General features: G+C 29.5%; 23 protein-coding genes and 1 tRNA gene. 15 read left to right on the top strand and 9 right to left on the bottom strand.

Features of this window, described 5'->3' with window-relative positions; translation table 11 throughout:
- Positions 1 to 19: 19 nt before the first annotated feature.
- From ACTTAU_RS00570 to rpmH, 9 genes are read right to left on the bottom strand one after another with little or no spacing between them, the layout of a single operon-like run.
- Positions 20 to 949 carry a histone deacetylase family protein gene (locus ACTTAU_RS00570; RefSeq protein WP_438304560.1) on the bottom strand — a complete coding sequence of 310 codons (930 nt, stop codon included), beginning with the start codon at positions 947 to 949 and terminating at the stop codon, positions 20 to 22.
- On the bottom strand, positions 946 to 2,103 hold the full coding sequence (gene dapE, locus ACTTAU_RS00565) for a succinyl-diaminopimelate desuccinylase (protein WP_440632898.1): 1,158 nt from the start codon (positions 2,101 to 2,103) through the stop codon (positions 946 to 948). Before dapE ends, ACTTAU_RS00570 begins: the two co-directional genes overlap by 4 nt.
- Positions 2,104 to 2,106: 3 nt before the next feature.
- The gene (dapD, locus tag ACTTAU_RS00560; protein ID WP_438304557.1) at positions 2,107 to 2,925 is read right to left on the bottom strand and encodes a 2,3,4,5-tetrahydropyridine-2,6-dicarboxylate N-succinyltransferase; all 819 of its coding nucleotides are present in this window, start codon (positions 2,923 to 2,925) and stop codon (positions 2,107 to 2,109) included.
- A 2-nt stretch (positions 2,926 to 2,927) separates the two neighbouring features.
- The gene (locus tag ACTTAU_RS00555; protein ID WP_438304556.1) at positions 2,928 to 3,599 is read right to left on the bottom strand and encodes a pyrimidine 5'-nucleotidase; all 672 of its coding nucleotides are present in this window, start codon (positions 3,597 to 3,599) and stop codon (positions 2,928 to 2,930) included.
- Positions 3,596 to 4,462 carry an acetylglutamate kinase gene (argB, locus tag ACTTAU_RS00550; protein WP_438304554.1) on the bottom strand — a complete coding sequence of 289 codons (867 nt, stop codon included), beginning with the start codon at positions 4,460 to 4,462 and terminating at the stop codon, positions 3,596 to 3,598. The genes ACTTAU_RS00555 and argB overlap by 4 nt, the downstream gene beginning before the upstream one ends.
- Positions 4,462 to 6,141, bottom strand: a complete 1,680-nt coding sequence (yidC, locus tag ACTTAU_RS00545; protein ID WP_438304552.1) for a membrane protein insertase YidC — start codon at positions 6,139 to 6,141, stop codon at positions 4,462 to 4,464. The genes argB and yidC overlap by 1 nt, the downstream gene beginning before the upstream one ends.
- Before the next feature lie 6 nt (positions 6,142 to 6,147).
- Entirely contained in the window at positions 6,148 to 6,393 is a 246-nt protein-coding gene (gene yidD / locus ACTTAU_RS00540; protein WP_438304550.1) for a membrane protein insertion efficiency factor YidD, read from the bottom strand.
- Complete coding sequence (gene rnpA / locus ACTTAU_RS00535; protein ID WP_085114803.1) at positions 6,393 to 6,734, bottom strand: ribonuclease P protein component; 342 nt, start codon at positions 6,732 to 6,734, stop codon at positions 6,393 to 6,395. Before rnpA ends, yidD begins: the two co-directional genes overlap by 1 nt.
- Positions 6,735 to 6,744: 10 nt before the next feature.
- On the bottom strand, positions 6,745 to 6,900 hold the full coding sequence (gene rpmH / locus ACTTAU_RS00530; RefSeq protein ID WP_085114802.1) for a 50S ribosomal protein L34: 156 nt from the start codon (positions 6,898 to 6,900) through the stop codon (positions 6,745 to 6,747).
- A gap of 93 nt (positions 6,901 to 6,993) precedes the next feature.
- Here rpmH and ACTTAU_RS00525 point away from each other — a divergent pair, with 93 nt between their 5' ends.
- From ACTTAU_RS00525 to ACTTAU_RS00455, 15 genes are all read left to right on the top strand, one after another.
- Complete coding sequence (locus tag ACTTAU_RS00525; protein WP_438304548.1) at positions 6,994 to 7,713, top strand: TVP38/TMEM64 family protein; 720 nt, start codon at positions 6,994 to 6,996, stop codon at positions 7,711 to 7,713.
- Positions 7,714 to 7,887: 174 nt separating this feature from the next.
- Positions 7,888 to 8,088, top strand: coding sequence for a hypothetical protein (locus tag ACTTAU_RS00520; protein WP_438304547.1), 201 nt, complete (start codon positions 7,888 to 7,890; stop codon positions 8,086 to 8,088).
- Between the two features lie 97 nt (positions 8,089 to 8,185).
- Positions 8,186 to 8,740, top strand: a complete 555-nt coding sequence (gene dcd / locus ACTTAU_RS00515) for a dCTP deaminase (protein WP_085114799.1) — start codon at positions 8,186 to 8,188, stop codon at positions 8,738 to 8,740.
- A 2-nt stretch (positions 8,741 to 8,742) separates the two neighbouring features.
- Complete coding sequence (murA, locus tag ACTTAU_RS00510) at positions 8,743 to 9,996, top strand: UDP-N-acetylglucosamine 1-carboxyvinyltransferase (RefSeq protein ID WP_438304546.1); 1,254 nt, start codon at positions 8,743 to 8,745, stop codon at positions 9,994 to 9,996.
- Positions 9,996 to 10,391: a DUF2948 family protein gene (locus ACTTAU_RS00505; RefSeq protein ID WP_438304544.1), complete on the top strand. Its 396-nt coding sequence runs from the start codon at positions 9,996 to 9,998 to the stop codon at positions 10,389 to 10,391. Before murA ends, ACTTAU_RS00505 begins: the two co-directional genes overlap by 1 nt.
- Entirely contained in the window at positions 10,391 to 11,677 is a 1,287-nt protein-coding gene (gene hisD / locus ACTTAU_RS00500; protein WP_438304542.1) for a histidinol dehydrogenase, read from the top strand. The genes ACTTAU_RS00505 and hisD overlap by 1 nt, the downstream gene beginning before the upstream one ends.
- A gap of 2 nt (positions 11,678 to 11,679) precedes the next feature.
- Positions 11,680 to 11,895: a translation initiation factor IF-1 gene (infA, locus tag ACTTAU_RS00495; protein ID WP_085114795.1), complete on the top strand. Its 216-nt coding sequence runs from the start codon at positions 11,680 to 11,682 to the stop codon at positions 11,893 to 11,895.
- Between the two features lie 6 nt (positions 11,896 to 11,901).
- Positions 11,902 to 11,976, top strand: a tRNA-Phe gene (locus tag ACTTAU_RS00490).
- Positions 11,977 to 12,054: 78 nt separating this feature from the next.
- Positions 12,055 to 12,267, top strand: a complete 213-nt coding sequence (locus tag ACTTAU_RS00485) for a cold-shock protein (RefSeq protein WP_438304540.1) — start codon at positions 12,055 to 12,057, stop codon at positions 12,265 to 12,267.
- Between the two features lie 349 nt (positions 12,268 to 12,616).
- Positions 12,617 to 14,011 carry a histidine--tRNA ligase gene (gene hisS / locus ACTTAU_RS00480; protein WP_438304538.1) on the top strand — a complete coding sequence of 465 codons (1,395 nt, stop codon included), beginning with the start codon at positions 12,617 to 12,619 and terminating at the stop codon, positions 14,009 to 14,011.
- Complete coding sequence (locus tag ACTTAU_RS00475; protein ID WP_438304537.1) at positions 13,989 to 15,035, top strand: ATP phosphoribosyltransferase regulatory subunit; 1,047 nt, start codon at positions 13,989 to 13,991, stop codon at positions 15,033 to 15,035. The genes hisS and ACTTAU_RS00475 overlap by 23 nt, the downstream gene beginning before the upstream one ends.
- Complete coding sequence (gene hisG, locus ACTTAU_RS00470) at positions 15,032 to 15,724, top strand: ATP phosphoribosyltransferase (RefSeq protein WP_438304535.1); 693 nt, start codon at positions 15,032 to 15,034, stop codon at positions 15,722 to 15,724. Before ACTTAU_RS00475 ends, hisG begins: the two co-directional genes overlap by 4 nt.
- A 38-nt stretch (positions 15,725 to 15,762) precedes the next feature.
- The gene (locus ACTTAU_RS00465; protein WP_438304534.1) at positions 15,763 to 16,860 is read left to right on the top strand and encodes a DNA recombination protein RmuC; all 1,098 of its coding nucleotides are present in this window, start codon (positions 15,763 to 15,765) and stop codon (positions 16,858 to 16,860) included.
- Positions 16,861 to 16,897: 37 nt separating this feature from the next.
- Positions 16,898 to 17,584 (top strand): hypothetical protein, encoded by a 687-nt coding sequence (locus tag ACTTAU_RS00460; protein ID WP_438304533.1) that lies wholly within the window; start codon positions 16,898 to 16,900, stop codon positions 17,582 to 17,584.
- Complete coding sequence (locus tag ACTTAU_RS00455) at positions 17,581 to 19,026, top strand: exonuclease domain-containing protein (RefSeq protein ID WP_438304531.1); 1,446 nt, start codon at positions 17,581 to 17,583, stop codon at positions 19,024 to 19,026. Before ACTTAU_RS00460 ends, ACTTAU_RS00455 begins: the two co-directional genes overlap by 4 nt.
- The last annotated feature ends 55 nt before the right edge of the window (positions 19,027 to 19,081 follow it).

The following is a 19,081-nucleotide window of genomic DNA, read 5'->3' as shown; positions in this document are numbered from 1 at the left end:
AGTTAGTTATGTATAATTATCAATTAAATTCTATTAAAGCATCAACATGCTTTTCTGTACTAGACATTAGTGCCTTAAGATCATAACCACCCTCTAGAATTGAAACAACTTTACCGTTACAAGATTTCTTTGCAGCCTCTAAAGTTCTTTTGGTTAAAGTATAAAAATCATTGGAGTTTAATTTTAATTGAGCCAGCGGATCATTTTTATGTGCATCAAACCCTGCAGAAAATAATAAAAATTCTGGTTTAAACTCAATAATTTTATTTAAGACATGGTCATATGCATTTAAATATTGTTCAGATGTAGTTCCTGCTTTAAGAGGAATATTAAAAATATTATTATATTTCCCCTTTTCCTGTTCAGTGCCTGACCCTGGATAATAAGGATATTGATGTGTTGAGATATATAAAACTTTTTCATTTTCATAAAAAATATCTTGAGTTCCATTACCGTGATGAACATCAAAATCAATAATAGCTATTTTTTTATATTTATATTTTTCAATTAAATAGTTAGCGCCAACAGCAACATTATTATAAATGCAAAATCCCATTGCTTTATTTTTTTCTGCATGATGACCTGGAGGTCTTACAGCACAAAAAGCATTTTTATATTCTTTAGACTCAACCCCATCAATTGCAGTAATTATTGAACCTGCTGCATCTCGAGTGGCATCTTTACTCCCAGGTGAAACGATCGTGTCTCCATCTAAAAATGATAAGCCATCTTTTGGAAAAGAATTATTTACAAATTCTATATAATCTTTTGAGTGAGTTTTGATTAATAAAGATTGGTCAAAATTTTTAGGTTCTTGCCAAATAAGATTTTTATTATTCTTATTTTTAAAATTATCTATTACAGCTGTAACTCTATCAATTTTTTCTGGATGGCCATTACCCGTGTTATGATCTTGATAGCTTTTAGTAGTAATTAGACCAGTTTTCACTGAAAATAATTTTTCAAAATATTTGAGTATATTTTAGTTAAGTTTCTAAGATCTTTAATAGACACTGCTTCATCAACTTTATGCATTGTTTTACCAACTAGTCCAAATTCAAGACAAGGAGCTATCTTTCTAATAAATCTAGCATCTGAAGTTCCGCCAGTTGTTGATAATATTGGTTTAACTCTTGTAATTTTTTTAATTACGTTTTGTATCATAAAAGTTGTTTTGTTTGGCTTAGTTAAAAAAGCTTCACCCGAGACACGATAATTAATATTAAATTTAGATTTTTCTTTCTTTGAAGTTCTACTAAATATTTTATTTAATTTTTTTTTAATACTTTGTGATGTGTGTTTGTTGTTAAATCTGATATTGAATGTTGCTTCAGCTGCACCAGGAATAACATTATCAGCTGTATTTTGAATATTAATTTTTGTAACTTCCAAATTAGTTGGTTGAAAGTCTTTTGTACCTTTATCAAATTTTATATCTTTTAATTCTTTAAGTATTTTTACTAAAGTGGTTGAGGGGTTATTTGCTCTTTGAGGATATGCTACATGTCCTTGAACTCCAATAACAGTTAGTTTACCAGTCATACTGCCTCTACGACCAATTTTAATCATTTCCCCAAGTTTGTTGGGATTAGTTGGTTCTCCAACAAGACAAAAATCTATTTTCTCTCTTTTCTTTTTAAGATACTCAATAACCTTTTTAGTTCCATTAACAGCATCACCTTCTTCATCACCAGTAATTAATAAACTAATAGAGCCATTAAATTTATTAACAGAGTTTAAATAATCACTTACTGCAGAAACAAAAGCTGAAATCGAACTTTTCATATCATTTGCACCACGTCCTATTAGATGTCCTTTTTTAACTGAAGGTTTAAATGGATTAATGGTCCAATCTTTTAAAGTGCCTGGTGGAACCACATCTAAATGCCCCGCATAACAAAAGTTTGGTCCTTTATTGCCGAGTCTTGCGTATAAGTTTTTGACAGGTTTATAATTTTTTTCTCTAAATTCTAAAATTTTAGTTTTGAAACCTAAAGATTTTAATTTCTTTTCTAAAAATTTCATAACCCCAGCATCAGTGGGAGTTACAGATGGAAATTTGATTAGCTCCTTTGCTAATTGCAATTCATTAATATTGGGCATTTACTAATCTCTTAATAGATCGTTTATAGAAGTTTTTGATCTAGTTTTTTCATCAACCTGTTTTATTATCACAGCGCAATATAATGATGGACCTTTACCATCTTTAGCAGGTAAACTTCCTGGTACGACAACAGAATAGGGTGGTATTTTACCTTGAATGATTTCACCAGTATCTCGATGAATAATTTTTGTTGATTGGCCAATAAATACTCCCATCGAAACAACAGAGCCTTCTCCAACAATAACTCCCTCAACTATTTCAGATCTCGCTCCTATGAAACAATTATCCTCAATGATAGTTGGGTTCGCCTGCATTGGTTCTAAAACGCCACCAATTCCAACTCCACCTGAAAGATGGCAATTTTTTCCAACTTGCGCACACGATCCGACAGTTACCCAAGTATCAACCATGGTACCTTCATCAACAAATGCTCCAATGTTTATAAAAGATGGCATTACAACTACATTTTTACCAACATGTGAACCATGTCTAACTACAGCATTAGGCACCATTCTAAATCCAGCTTTTAGATGTTCTTCTTTTCCCCAACCAGCGGTTTTACCTTTTACTTTATCCCACCAAGTTGCATAAGGCCCAGGTAAAGTTTGCATCTCATTAATTCTAAAACTTAATAGAATAGCTTTTTTAATCCACTGATGAACTACCCATTCACCATCTTTTTTTTCAGCAACTCTGATTTTTCCGCTATCAACCTGATCAATTGTTTTGGCTACAGCATCTAAGATACTTTTGTCAGATTTCCCACTTACTTGGTCTCTTTTATCCCAAGCTTTATTGATTATGTTTTCAAATTCATTCATGATTAATTATTTTTTAATATATTAATTTTTTGAAGAAATGAAGGCAAATTATTAATTTTATAATCAATATAAGACTTATCAGCATCTTTCCTTGCAAACGCCTCATCATTTTCTAACCAACAAGTTTTCATTCCAAGATTTTTAGCTTGTTCTAAATTATGAGCGATATCTTCAATTAAAATAGATTGTGACGGGTCAATATTAAACTTTTTAATAAGTTTTTTATAAGGATCTAAGTGGGGTTTTGGAATGAAATCTGCATCAGTTATATCAAAAGCACCATCAAATAAACCATCAATTCCTAACTGCTTTGTTATATTTTCAACATGAGCATGGGAGCCATTAGTAAAGATAATCTTTTTTTCTTTAATCTTAATTAATTCTTCTCTTAAAATCTTATCTTTTGGAAGCCAACTAATATCAATATCGTGTACAAATTCTAAAAATTCGTGAGGATCAATATTGTCATGATTCATCAGACCAGACAAAGTTGTTCCGTACTCGTAAAAATATTTTTTTTGAAGTTCTCGAGCTTGAATAAGATCAACATCAAACTTTTTTGATATAAAAGCTGACATTTTCTTATCAACTTCAGAAAAAACTTTAGTTTGACCACTATATAGAGTGTTATCTAAATCAAATATCCAATATTTAACATCTATTAAATCTTTCATTGTCTAATCAGCGTTCCTGACCCTTTATCTGAAAGTAGTTCAAATAGAATTGAATTTTTTTTTCTCCCATCAATTATTACAACACCTTTTACACCATTACTTGCAACATCTAGACAATTATTAATTTTTGGTATCATACCTCCTGAGATAGTGTCATTCTTAATAAGTTCACTAATTTTTTCAGAGTTAATCTCTGGAAGTAAATTTTTTTCTTTATCAAGCACTCCTTCAACGTCACTCATAATTATTAATCTTCTAGCATTCAATTCTTTTGCTATGTATCCTGCGGCTGTATCAGCATTGATGTTGAATGGTTGTGCTTGTTCATCTAAGCCAAGTGGAGCAATTACTGGTACTTTTTTTTCTTCTATAATTTTGTCTAGAGATCTTTTATTAATTTTATTAGGGCTACCTACAAATCCAAGTTTTTCATCATCTTTAATTACAGAAATAACATTGTTTTTTTTTGTATTAATTTCTTCAGCGGTACACTGTTTATTGTTTAAAGCTTCAACAATTTCCTTGTTAAATTCAATTAAAACTTCCTCAGCAATTTTAATTGTTTTTACATCTGTAATTCTTAAACCATTTAAAAATTTACTTTCAATACCCTTTTCAGATAGTTTATTTGAAATTCTTTTACCACCTCCATGAACAACAATTGGAATAAATCCTAATTTTTTTAAAATTGATATATTGTCTATAAAATGATCAAATAAATTTTGATCTACAAGAACACTCCCACCACATTTAATAACAATATACTCATCGTTATATTTATCTAGATAACTTTTAACTTCTGAAATAGATGGTCCATCGTCAGGTATGATTTTTTTTAACTCTTCCTCTTGAATAGGAACCATTAGGTGGTTTTAATTGTAGTTCTTTTCATTATGAACAATTGCTGAGCCATTGTTAAAACGTTGTTTACTGTCCAATAAATTACTAATCCTGCTGGGAATGGTGCAAGAATTATTGTTAAGAATAAAGGAAAGAACATAAAAATTTTTGCCTGCATAGGGTCGGTTGGTGCAGGATTTAATTTTTGTTGTATGTACATTGTAACACCCATAAGTATAGGCCATGCTCCAATAACCAAAAATGATGGCACATCGTATGGTAGCAATCCAAAAAGATTAAATAATGATGTAGGATCTTTATCTGACAAATCTTTTATCCATCCATAGAAAGGCATTTGTCTCATTTCAATAGTTACAAATAAGACTTTATATAAAGCAAAGAAAACTGGAATTTGAACCAATATAGGTAAACATCCCGACATTGGATTTACTTTTTCTTTTTTGTAAAGAGCCATCATTTCTTGCTGAAGTTTCATTTTGTCGTCTTTATGCAATTCTTTTAATCTGACCATCTCAGGCTGAAGAGCTTTCATTTTTGCCATGCTTCTAAATGAAAAATTAGCTAATGGAAAAAATACTAAACGAATACAAATTGTTATCGCTATAATTGCTAACCCATAGTTTCCTAATAATTTAAAAAAGTAATCAATTCCATAAAATAGAGGCTTAGTAATAAAATATAAAAAACCCCAATCGATTACTAAATCGAATTTATCAATATTTAATTGTTCTGCATAACCATCCACTACATCAACTCTTTTAGCTGCTATAATGATCTGCATTTCATCCTCAATTGAAGAATTACTTCCTAGTTCAATTGGTTTAGTTGCAATATAGTTTGCTCTAAATTTATCTTTGTAATCAAATGTAACTTTAAATTCCTTTTCTCTTGGTGGAATAATTGAACTTATCCAATATTTATCACCAATTCCAAACCAACCTTTACCAGCATTTTTACTAAATTTTTGTTCCTCAATATCATCATAATCTTCTTCAATTAGTTCTCCATCAAGAGCTGCAACCATACCCTCATGAAGAATATAAAAGTTTGAAAGACCTTCTGGGATTTTATTTCTTATAATTTGACCATATGAGTAAAAATCAAATTTTTTATCAGTAGAATTAATTACTCTTTGTTTGACAGTGAATAGAAATTTATTATCAAGCGAAATATCTTTTTCAAATGTAATACCCTGGTTGTTTGTCCATGAAAGTTTTATTGGAGTTTGTTCAGTTAATTTATTATTACCTTTAAGAGTCCAAACTGAATTTGAATTAGGAATATCAATATTTTTATCTGAGGTTACAAAACCACTTTCTATAAAATACCCATCTTCAATATTTCTCGGGTTTAATAAAACGACATTTTCATTACTCTCTAATTCAGTATTATATTGTCTAAAAGTTAAATCATCTATGATTGCACCTTTAAGAGATATCGACCCAATTATATTATCATTTTCAAAAGTAACTCTATCTTCCTTATTTATTGCTTCATCTCTAGAAATTTTTATAAAAGTTTCGGCTTGATCCAAACTTGGTGCATCAGAATTTTTCTCTATTTTATCTTTTTCAGATAAATTTTCTGCTCTTTGAACTGGTTCAGGAGCAAAAAATAAAGAGTATAAAACAATAACTGCTGCTGAGAGTGAAATTGCTGCTACTACGTTTTTTGTATCCATTATTTTTTAATCTTTAATTTTTTTATTTACTGGATCAAATCCCTCACCACCACCAAGAAATTTGATTGGGTGACAAGATAGAGTTCTTTTTATGCTCACAAATAAACCTTTAAAAAAACCATAAGTTTTTAATGCCTCTATACTATATTCAGAACAAGTTGGTAAATAACGACATGAGTGACCAAGTAGAGGGCTTATTAAAAAACGATATCCTTTAATAAACTTTATTAAAATTATTGTGAAAATATTCATTAACGTATTCTTTCTAGGTCTTTAAATAAGGTTTCTTTTATAATTGTATACTCGTTGTTTAACATAGTTGGCTTAGCAATAACAAGATATGAATATTCAAATTTTACACTGATATTTTTTACTGCATCATTTGTTATATTTCTAAGACGTCTTTTTATTTTATTTCTCTTAACTGCATTCCCAATTTTTTTCTTAGTTACAAAGCTAATATTAAGTTTGTTTTTATTTTTATCAGCTAATTTTCCAAAAAAAATGGTGACGTATTTATTCGAGATTTTTTTTTGTTTAAGAAGGCTTTTAAATTCTTCGTTTTTTGAAAGAGCAAGAATTTTGCTTTTCATTTAAGTTAGGTTATTTTTTTTTAACAGTTGATGAAACAGTTAAATTTTTTCTTCCTCTAGCTCGTCTTCTTTTTAAAAGCTTACGACCACCTTTTGTTTTCATCTTTGATCGAAATCCGTGCTTTTTTAATCTTTTGCCCTTTTTAGGTTGGTAAGTTCTTTTCATAAAATGTTGTTAAATTTTTGTTAAATTTGGCCCTTTATAGTAATTAAATATATAAATAGCAAATAGAAGATTTTAGAATTAACATCAAAATCAATGGCAAAAACTAAACAAATTAAATTATTTATTGGCCTATTTTATGTATCTGCTGTTTGTTTATTTTTATATTTCATACTAAGTAAATTTAGCTTCCAAGAAATAACTAGTTATGAGTTTATTAAAAATAATAGAGACTATTTTTATGAGCTAAGACAAACCAATCTATTCTTTTTAGGAATAGTTTTTATTTTTTTTGCAGCTCTATGGGTTTTTGCAGCTGGCTTTGGCTCACCATTAGCTTTATTTGCAGGATTTATTTTTGGTAAATGGTTTGGTTTGTTGTTTGCAGTTATAGGAATGACTATAGGCGCAACTTTACTTTATATCTTTGCAAATTTCTTTTTGAAAGAAATGATTAGAGATAAATTTTTAAATCGATTTAAGCAGCTTGAAGAAAAATTTAAAAAATCTGAATTTTTATATTTATTAATTTACAGATTTGTAGGAGGAATTCCTTTTCAAATTCAAAATGTTTTGCCGTGTATATTTGACGTTAAGGTTTCTAGCTTTTTTTGGTCAACATTATTGGGAATGATCCCTTCATTATTTATCGTTATCTCTATTGGTAGTGGACTTGAGGAAATAATTGATAACAATCTAAATGCGCCAAGCATGACTGAGTTAATTACATCACCGTCAATATATATTCCGTTAATTGCTTTCTTTTGTTTATTGATAATTACTATTTTTTTTAGAAAAGTATTTTATAAAAATTGATGGTGCTCCCACCCTGTACTGACCAGGGAACTAGTCATTACCAATGACTTGTTATGCCATTTAACTACAGGAGCATAAACTAACAATTGTATTTCACTGATAATAAAGCATTTTTTTCAAATTATTGCCTTAATTTTTTAATTAATATGTATTATATACACGCGAGGATTTTTTATGGGCATTCATTACGATTATAAATCAACTAAAAGTGCAAAGCTTATGGAGAAGCAAGCTAAAAGAGAAAAAAAGCTTGCAGAAAAAAAAGCAAAACGATTAGCAAAAGAGGGTCCTAAAGAAGAAGCGCCTAAAGCACCAACGTTAGATGCTTCAAAGCCAATAACTTTAGACTTTTTAACTAATCCAGACAAAAAATGAATTCTAAAGAAAAGAATGAGCGTTTAAGTTTAGCACTTAAGAAAAATTTAAAAAAAAGAAAACTTTTCCAAAAAAAGATTAAGAAGAAAAGTAAATAATGTCAGTTCTTTCAGACAAGTGGATTAGAAAAATGTCTAAGGAAGAAGGCATGATCTCACCTTTTGAGGAGAAACAGGTTAGAGGAGATAGTATCTCTTATGGATTATCTTCATTTGGTTATGATGCTAGAGTTTCAGATGAATTTAAGATTTTTACAAACGTCAATTCCGAAATCGTTGATCCTAAAAATTTTAAACCAACCAACTTTGTAACAAAAAATGTTTCTGAATGTATTATTCCACCAAACTCATTTGTATTAGCAAGAACAGTTGAAAAATTTAAAATTCCTAATGATGTGCTTGTTATTTGTCTTGGAAAATCAACTTATGCAAGATGTGGAATTATAGTCAATGTCACTCCACTAGAACCAGGTTGGGAAGGCTATGTAACATTAGAATTTTCAAATACCACTCCTTTACCAGCAAAAATTTATGCAAATGAGGGAGTTGCCCAATTTATCTTTTTAAAAGGTAATGAAAAACCAGAAGTAACTTATGCAGATAGAAATGGTAAATACATGGGGCAAACTGGAGTAACGTTACCTAAAGTTTAATCATGCAAAAACTAGAGGTCTTTGGAGCCAATAAGCTCAAAGGACAAATAAAAATTTCAGGTTCCAAGAACGCTTCATTACCTATTTTAGCAGCAACACTTTTATCCAATAAAAAAATTATTTTAAAAAATCTGCCAAAAGTAAAAGATATTGAAACAATGCTGGCGTTACTTCAATCGTTAGGATCTAAAATAAAGTTAGATAAAAATAAAACCATAATAGATAACTCCAAACAAAATAAAAAATTTGCTTCATATAATTTAGTAAAAACCATGAGAGCAGGAATTTTAGTTTTAGGCCCATTACTTGCTAAACATAAATCGGCCAAAGTATCTTTGCCTGGCGGATGTGCGATAGGAACTCGTCCAGTGGATATACATCTTAAGGCATTATCAAAATTAGGAGTTAAATATAAAATTGATCAAGGTTATGTGATTGCAAATGCTCCAAAAGGTTTAAAAGGAAACAAAATTAAATTTTCAAAAATTTCAGTAGGAGCAACAGAAAATTTAATTATTGCAGCAAGTTTTGCAAAAGGTACCACGATTTTATCTAATTGTGCGATAGAGCCTGAAATAAATGATTTAGTAAATTTTTTAAAAGAAATGGGCTGTAATATTAAATGGATATCAAAAAGAACAATTAAAATTATTGGAGTTAGTAAAATTAAAGAAATTTCATATGCTGTAATGTTTGATCGAATAGAAGCTGGAACATATTTAGTTGCAGCAGCTGTTACCGAAGGAAATTTAAGAATTAGTAATATTGTGCCTGAAATTATAAAAACAGAAATTAATCTTCTTAAAAAATTAGGTTCAAAAATAATGATTAAAAAAAATGAAGTTCAAATTGTTGGAAATAAAAAAATTAAAAATACTAAAATAACAACAGCACCATACCCTGGATTTCCTACAGATTTACAGGCTCAAATAATGGTTTTACTTTGTAAAGCAAATAAGAGCTCCATAATTAAAGAAGATATTTTTGAAAATAGATTTATGCATGTTGCAGAACTAAATAGAATGGGTGCAAGAATTTTAACCAATGGGAATAAGGCAATTATTGAGGGAAATATTAATTTTGCACCAGCAGAGCTTATGGCAACTGATTTAAGAGCTTCAGTTTCATTAATATTGGCAGCATTAACAGCAAAAGGAAAATCAGTTATTAATAGGATCTATCATCTTGATAGAGGCTACGAAAATATTGAAAAAAAATTGAAAAAAGTTGGAGCTAAAATTAGAAGAGTTAACTAATGGATAAAAAATATTTAGCAAAAATAATTGCAACTGATAACGAAGGTCTTCAAATGATCTCAGCTTGTTGTGCTGGAGCAAAAGTTAAAATTTCAGATATAAAATTTTTACAAGAAAATAAGATATTTTTACTTTCAATTGAAAGAACAAAAATCGAGTCAGGCCAGGAAGACAAAAAAATCAATAGTATTTGTAAATTTGATTTTGTCGATCAAGTAAGATCTAAAAATATTAATCAAAAAGATCAAGATTTAACATTAGAGTTAATTGGAATTGATTATTTAAAAAATAAAGATGACTTTGAGATTAACCTCATATTCAATAACAATGCACATATTTCATTGAAGTCAGAAACCATTGAAGTAAGACTAGAAGATCAAAATGAGATTAAATAATGGTTAAAATATTAAATAGCAGTATCAAAAGTTTTGATCGTGAATTAGAAAAATTTTTATCTATTAGAAAAAACAAAGTTCAATCAAGTTCCGTATCTGTCACCAACATTATCAAAGATGTTAAAAGAAATGGAGATAAAGCTTTATTAAAATATGAGAAAAGATTTAATAAAAATTCAATTATAGTTCCAACCTCAAAACAAATTTCTAACTCTATTAAAACTTTAGATAAAAAAGTAAAACAAGCAATCGATACTGCTTATAATCGAATTTATAAATTTCACTCATTACAAAAATTTAAAAACATTTCTTATATAGATAAATTTAAAAACAAACTTGAGTATAAATATTTACCAATTAATTCTGTTGCAATATATGTCCCTGGTTCTACCGCGTCTTATCCTTCAAGTGTATTAATGAATGCAATCCCAGCAATTGTTGCAGGTGTTAAGAGAATAATAATGATTAACCCAGGTTTTAAAGGAAAACAAAATCCAGCAGTTTTATATGCTGCTAGAAAATGCAAAATTAAAGAGATTTATTCTATTGGCGGGCCTTCTGCGATTGCAGCAGCTGCCTATGGAACTAAAAAAATTAAATCAGTTAACAAAATTGTTGGGCCTGGTAACGCTTATGTTGCTGCAGCTAAAAAAGAAGTCTTTGGAGATGTTGGTATCGAAGGAATGACAGCTGGTCCTTCTGAAGTAACTATTGTTTGTGACAAGTATTCAAATCCAGTTTGGGTTGCTAGTGATTTAATTGGTCAAGCGGAACACGACCCTCTTGCACAATGTATTTTAATTTCTAAAGATAAAAATTTAATTTCAAAAGTTAAATCAGAAATTTTCAAACAACTTAAAGAAATTCCAAGACAATCAATTGCTAAAAAAAGTTTGATGAGTAATGGAATTTTGATGCACATTGTGTCTGATAAAAAAATTATAGATGTTGTTAATAAAATTGCACCTGAACATTTAGAATTAAATGTTAAAAATTATAAATCGTTTGTTCCTAAAATTAATAATGCAGGTTCAGTATGTTTGGGAAGATACGCTGTTATGGCTATGACAGATTACAATGTTGGATCTAACCACGTTTTACCAACTAATGGATCTGCAAAATATTCTTCAGGAATAAGTGTTAATGAATTTTATAAAAGAATTTCTTATATTAACTTATCAAAAAAGGGTATTGAAAGTCTTGGGCCATCGGTTATAACACTTGCAAATTATGAGGGGTTAGCAGGACATGCGCTCTCAGTAAAAAAAAGAATTAGGAGAAATTAAATTTGTCAAAACAAGACCTACTTGAATTCAAGGGTAAAGTAACAGACCTGTTGCCTAATGCCATGTTTAGAGTTCAATTAGAAAATGGTCATACCGTTACTGCCCATACTGCAGGTAAACTTCGAAAAAATAGAATTAGAGTTCTGCAAGGTGATAACGTGACAGTAGAGATGACCCCTTATGATCTTACTAAAGGCAGAATAATCTTTAGAGGATAATCTTAAGGCTGAGTAGCTCAGGAGTAGAGCAGAGCCCTGAAAAGGCTTGTGTCGGAGGTGCGAATCCTTCCTCAGCCACCACCACTTTTCATCTTGAAATTATTTTAAAAAAAATTATTTTCCGCTCATTAAAAATAACAAAAAGGACTAAGAAATAAGATGAGTACATTACAAGGCAAAGTAAAATGGTTTAACGGTAAAAAAGGTTACGGTTTTATCGAAAGAGATGACAAAGAAAAAGATGCATTCGTACATGCTTCAGCAGTAAAAGCATCTGGGATGAGATTCTTAAACGAAGGTGATAAGCTAGAGTTTACATTAGAAGATGGTCCTAAAGGTCCTTCTGCAGTTAATCTAAAAAAATTAGACTAAATATTTAAAATTTTATAAAGGGCGTTTTTCTATGAAATTAGTGAAACGTCCTTTTAATTTTAAGGGTTGAATAAATAATTTTTTTGTCTAAAAGACTGGCCATGAATACAAAAGCGACCAATAAAGGAACAAACAGAAGTACTCAAAGATCTACTCTTCGAGGAACTAATAGAGGTACGCATAGACATTTCCATGCTGGCTAAAGCTAGCTATTAATTTTTATAATATAATTTTAAATCCACTAAAAATAATATAAAACACAAGAGGATATGCCTTGGTGGTGAAATAGCATCACGTCGGTTTGTGGATCCGAAGTCGTAGGAGCGTAACCTACCCAAGGTACCAAAAAATGAATAAAGAATACAAACTCAATCCATCCTTACCATCTGGATTTGAAGATCGTTGGGGGAAAAAGTTAGTTCTAAAAAAACAGCTTTTAAATGTCATTGAAAAAAATTTTATTAAGTTTGGAGCCGAACCATTAGAAACTCCATCTTTCGAAGTAAGTGAAAATATAGGATCTTTTTTAGCAGAAGATGATGCTAATCCTATGTCCGATGTGTTTTCATTTAAAGATGGAGATAAAAGTATTACGCTTCGTTATGATCTTTCTAGTCCGTTAGCAAGATTTGTTGCACAAAATAATCAGGAGCTTCCATCAATTTTTAAAAGATATGCTATTCAAAATGTTTTTAGAAATGAAAAACCAGGCAATGGACGGTATCGGGAATTTCTTCAAGCAGACTTTGATATAATTGGTAATACAAATCCTGCTCAATCTAATGCTGAGCTTTGTAATTTAATATCAACAACTTTAATGGAATGTGGTCTTAAAAAAGATCAATTTATAATAAATGTCAGTAATAGAAAAATTGTTCAAGGTTTGATTGATGAGCTAAATATTTCATCAGAAAAGCAACTAAAAGTAATTAGAGCAATTGATAAATTAGATAAACCTGGATTTGGTTTATCAGGGGTCGAGGCTTTACTAAAAAAAGAGAGAAAAGATAGTTCTGGAGCAATTACAAAAGGTGCTGATCTTAATGATGATCAAGTAAAACAAATTTTAGATTTTCTAAAAATAAAAAATTTAAAAGAATTAAAAAATAAATTAACTAATCCACTATCTCAAGAAGGAATAAAGGAACTAGAAGATGTTTTCGAGATACTTGGATTTGGAAAATACAAAGATCAAGTCCAAACAAATTTTACAATTGTAAGAGGTCTTGCTTATTATGATGGGTTTATTGTTGAGACTAATTTAAATTTTGAGGTGAAAAACAATAAAGGAAAACCAGTTGATATTGGCAGTATTTGTTCTGGAGGAGCTTATGCAAAACTTATTTCAAGATTTAAGGGTGTAGATATACCAGGAACTGGCATTTCATTTGGAGTTGATCGATTGTTGTTTGCTTTAATGCAATTAGAGCAAATAAAAGTAAAAGAGCAAAAGCCGGTTCTAGTTTGTGTCATGGATCAAAAATATCTAAAAAATTATTATGAAATTTTGGATCAATTAAAAACTAATAATATTAATGCTGAAATATTTTTAGATACAAAAAAAAATTTAGGAAAACAATTAACATATGCAAATAAGCGTGAATTAGAACTTGCTATTATTTGTGGTGAAAATGAATTTAATGAAAACACAGTTACGATAAAAAATCTTAAAGGTGTTAAGGGTGAAAATAATCAAACTATTCCTAGAGAAAATTTAATTAATGAAATCAAAAAACTTATCTGAAAATATCCTTAGATCAGTAAAATCTAAGGGATTTAAGTATATAAATTTACCTTCAGTAATAGAGGCCAATCATATTGTTCAAAGATCTGGCGAAAACTTTAGGAAATTTATATTTTCATTTATTGATCAAAATGGCAGTGAATTGTGTTTAAGGCCTGATCTTACAATTGCATCTTGCCTTAGATATTTAGAAAATAATTTAAAAGGAAAAGAAAAAATATTTTATAGCGGTCAAGCTTACAGAAAATCACAAAACAAAAAAGACTCTATAATCAGAAATCAAATTGGATTTGAAATTATTGGATCTAAGAATGAAAAAAATGATGACAAGGAAATTATTAATACTTCACTTAAATCACTTCAAAATCTTAAATATTCAACTGGAACATTAACAATTGGTAATGTTGAGATATTTAATCTTCTGATTTCAAAATTAGATATTCCAAAAAGGTGGAAATTAAGATTATCAAGACATTTTTGGAGAGAAGATTATTTTAATGATCTTTTAAAAAGATTAGAGACTAACTCAGATGTTGATCCAACCATCGTTGAAGTTGATAAAAAAAGATATCTTAAAATGCTAAAAGATGATCAATCTAAAATTGTTGCAGGTCGATCAATTAGTGAGATTTTAAAAAGATTTGATAACAAAATTAAAGATCCAAGAAGAGCAAACAAGGGCAAAAATGTATCGAAGATAATTAAAGATTTTCTAAAAATTAAATGCCCAATTAATAAAGCAGCTAGTGAATTAAATAAGTTTTTTAAAAAATATAAAATTAATCTTGTAGTGGATCAAAGATATTTTCCACTATCTCAAAATAAAATCTCAAAACTAAATGTAATCTTTTCAGCTTCATTTGGAAGACAGCTTGAATACTACACAGGTATGGTTTTTAAAATTGATGTTAAATTAAGCTCAAAAATTAAAAACGTTATTAATGGTGGAAGATATGATCATTTAATATCTGATCTTGGATCTAAAAAAGAAGTTCCAGCAGTGGGGGCTGCATTAAATCTATGATCAAAGATGTGATAAATATAGGTATTCCAAGTAAAGGCAGACTTCGAAAAGATGTTCTAAATATCTTTAAAAAGAAAAAATTAAAACTTACCTCTGAAAGAGGTGAGAGAGATCTGTTTGGCTCTATTAAAAATAAAAATAATATTAAAGTTGTTTATTTACATGCAAGAGAAATCATCCAAAGACTTGGAGATGGTTCTTTAGATCTGGGATTTTCAGGATTTGATTTGTTAAAAGAAAGTGAAATTAATATTCAAAATAAGGTAAATGTAACAAAGAAATATAATTTTGGAAAAGCAACGTTAGTTGTTGCAATACCTGATGAATGGATTGATGTTCAAACAATTGCAGATTTAGAAGAAATTGCATTTGAATTTAAAGACAAAAAGAAAAAAAGACTAAGAGTTGGAACTAAATATCCAAATTTAACTAGAGATTTTTTATTTTCCAAAGGAGTAACCCAATTCAAATTGGTTGATAGTTTGGGGGCAACCGAAACTTATCCTTTCACAGGATCTGCAGAAATTATTACAGATATTACCTCTACTGGAGAGACTTTGAGAGCTAATAACTTAAGAATATTAAAAGATGGTGAAATATTAAAATCTGAGGCTTGTATGATGATTTCAAAGTCTTCATCTAAAAATAGGAATTTGCAAAGTTTAGTTAAATTACTTTCTAAGAATTAAATCTTTCTAATCAATAATATGATATAATACAAAGAATCATGGATATTGTATTATTAATTGTATTAGTTTTATTAACTGGAATAGCTTCTGCAATTCTTTATTTAAATTTAAGATCTAATCCTAAAGATGAAAATGAGAATAAAGAAGCTGAGGAAATAGCCAATTTAAAGTCAGAAATTACAAGTTTAAAAGATACATTGAATACCACAATTAATAATTCATTAGGATCTATGTCGACCTCATTCAATGCCTTATCTACTGGAGTTACTAAAGATATGACTGAAACCCTAACTAAAGTTGAGGAAAAAGTTGGAAGCTTTAATCAACAAGTTCAATTATTAAATCAAAGCCAAGAGGGTATAACGAAAATTTTAGCTGGGGTTAAAAAATATGGAACACTTGCTGAGTTTTCTTTAGATGCATTAATTAAAGATTTATTGCCCGCTTCACAGTTTATGACCAATGTGAAGATGAAAGAAAATACTAGTGAAAATGTAGAATTTGCAATCAAACTTCAGGGAGATGTCTTGGTCCCAGTTGATAGTCATTTTCCAGTTGAAAAGTTTAAGGCAATTACCGATGGTCATGACGCGGAAGACAAAAGGACTGTTGCAGATGCCAGAGCTAAATTGGCTAGTGCTTTTAAGGCAAAAGCAAAGAGTGTAAATGAAAAATATATAGTTCCACCTAAAACGACAGATTTTGCAATTGTTTATGCACCAACAGAGAGTTTATACAAAGAGTTAACTGAGTACCAAGACCCAAGCACTAAAGAGCTATTAACTCAAGAATTAATGAAAAAATATAAAATTGTAATTTGTGGTCCAAATACACTTTCAGCTTATTTACAATCTTTACACATGGGATTCCAATCTTTGAAAGTACAAAAGGGTGCTACTGAAATTTATAATCATTTAAAAACAATTAGTACAAGATTTTCAAAACATTTTGAAAACATCATTACACTTCGAAAAAAATTAGAGGATGCGATGGGAGTTGTTGATAAATTTGGAACCGATGCAAGATCAATTACAAGAACTTTAGAAAGTATTAAAGATCCCGAACAGGTTGAGAAAGCTGTACAAACAGAAAACGTAGAAAAATTTGTTGAACGAAATAGACAGCTTAAAAATTAATTTCTTTTTTTCGACAATACCGACTATAAGAAATCACATGCAGTGGAATAATAAATACAGTTATCCAAAATCTACTAGATCAATATTTCAAGGTTCAAGACATTACTCTGTTAATCAAGAAAATCTTCCATCAGTGACAACTATTTTAAAGGCAACAGAATCTGAAGAGAAAAAAGCTAAATTAGAAGAGTGGAAAAAAAGAGTTGGATACAAACAAGCTGAAGCTATTTCAAGAGAAGCAACTACTAGAGGTAGCTCAATGCACGATTATTTAGAAAAATTTTTATTAGGAAAATTAAATTTAGATTTACTTGGTGATAATACACGAGAAAAAATGATGGCAGATCAAATTATTGAAAATGGACTTAGACATAAATTAAATGAAATTTGGGGATGTGAAGCAACTTTGTACTATCCTGGAAAGTATGCAGGGGCAGCAGACTGTATTGGTATTTATGAAAATAAAGAAACTATTATTGATTTTAAACAAAGTAATAAGCCAAAAAAAGATGAATGGATTGATGATTATTATCTTCAATGCGCTGCTTACGGACTAGCACATAACACTGTTTATGGTTCAAATATCACTCAAGCAGCTATTCTTTTGTGTACAAAAGATAATATTTTTCAAAGGTTTGTGATTGATGGTGAAAGATTTAAGAATTATCAAAATCTATTTATGGAAAAAGTAGAACAATTTTATTCACAAAGGTTGGCAAATTGAATTACGTAATTTGGGATATAGAAACAGATTCTGCTCAATTGGATTGGGCTACTATGATCGAAGTAGGTGCGATCCTGCTAGATGAGAATTTTAAGGAAAAAGAGAGATTTTCTGCTCGTTGTAGAATACCTCAAGACAGAGTTCCATCTGCAACTGCACTTTGTATTAATAAATCGAACGTAGATTTAATTACAAAAGGAAACTTGAGCCATTATGAGATGATTGCCCAATTAGAGAAAAAATTCAGAGAATGGTCGCCAGCAACATTTATGGGATTTTCTAGTGTTGGCTTTGATGATGAAATATTAAGAAGAGAATTTTTTAAATCTCTAAGAAAACCTTACCTAATTAATACGGAGGGAAATGCAAGACATGATGCTTTGAATATGATCAAAGCTGCATTTGCAGTAGATGAAAATGTTTTAAAAACGGAACTTAATCCTAAAGGTAATAAATCAATGAAACTAGAGTCTTTAGCAAGGCTAAACGGTTTTGACTCTAAAGATGCTCACTCAGCATTATTTGATACTGAATTAACTGTTAAAGTTTTAGGTTTGTTAAAAGATAAGCAACCAGATTTATGGCATGAATATTTAAAAACTAGAAGCAAAGTAGTTGTAGAGAACTTAATTAAACAGGAAAAAATGTTCACAATAAATGAAAACTTTTTTGGTAAAAATTATTTATTTCTAGTTGCGCCTCTTCATCCTAACTCATGTATGCATCCAGTATACAAATGGGGACAAGCAGTAAATTTATCAGCAAATATAGAGGAACTTCAAAAATTAAATTATCAGGATTTAAAAAAAGAAATGAAAAAATCTCCTCGTTTCTATAAAACTATTAAAGCTAATAAAGCACCCATCATTTTAGATAAAAGTTTGGGAATGAAAGTAGATCCTTATAAAAAAATTGGTGAAAACTTGCTAAATAAAAGAGCTGAACTGATGAAAAAAAATGAAAAGTTTTCACAAGATATTTGTAATATTTTAAAAGAAGCTGCTGAAGAAAAAATGGAGACCGCATCTCAAGAAGATATAGAACCAGAAGAATCAATTTATTCTGGGGGCTTTATTTCATCAAAAGATGAAGCTTTATTTCCAAAGTTTCACAGTAGTGACTGGAAAGAGAAATTTGCATTATTAGATAAATTTCAAGATGATCGGCTAGTAACTTTTGGTCATGGACTAATTTATAATGAAGCACCAGAAGTTTTACCAAAAGAAATCCATAAAAAAATTAAAAGAAGAATTGCATCAAGAATACTAAGTACAAATAAAGAGAAATGGTGGACTGTTTCAGCTTTTTATTCAGAGTGTGATGAAATAAGAGAAAATGATGACAAGATGTTTTCATTTAAAACTGTAGATGAAAAGCTTAAGTTTCTTGATGGAATTAATGACTACGTCATGAATTTAGAGCAAAAATATTCTGACGCTTAGTTGATAAATTTAAAAAAATTTGTTTTTGATCATTGAATATTCATTTGAATCAACT

Origin of the sequence: Candidatus Pelagibacter sp. HIMB1505 (assembly GCF_052047915.1) — a bacterium.
GTDB lineage: Bacteria > Pseudomonadota > Alphaproteobacteria > Pelagibacterales > Pelagibacteraceae > Pelagibacter > Pelagibacter communis_A.
This window is presented reverse-complemented; position numbering and strand designations above follow the sequence as displayed.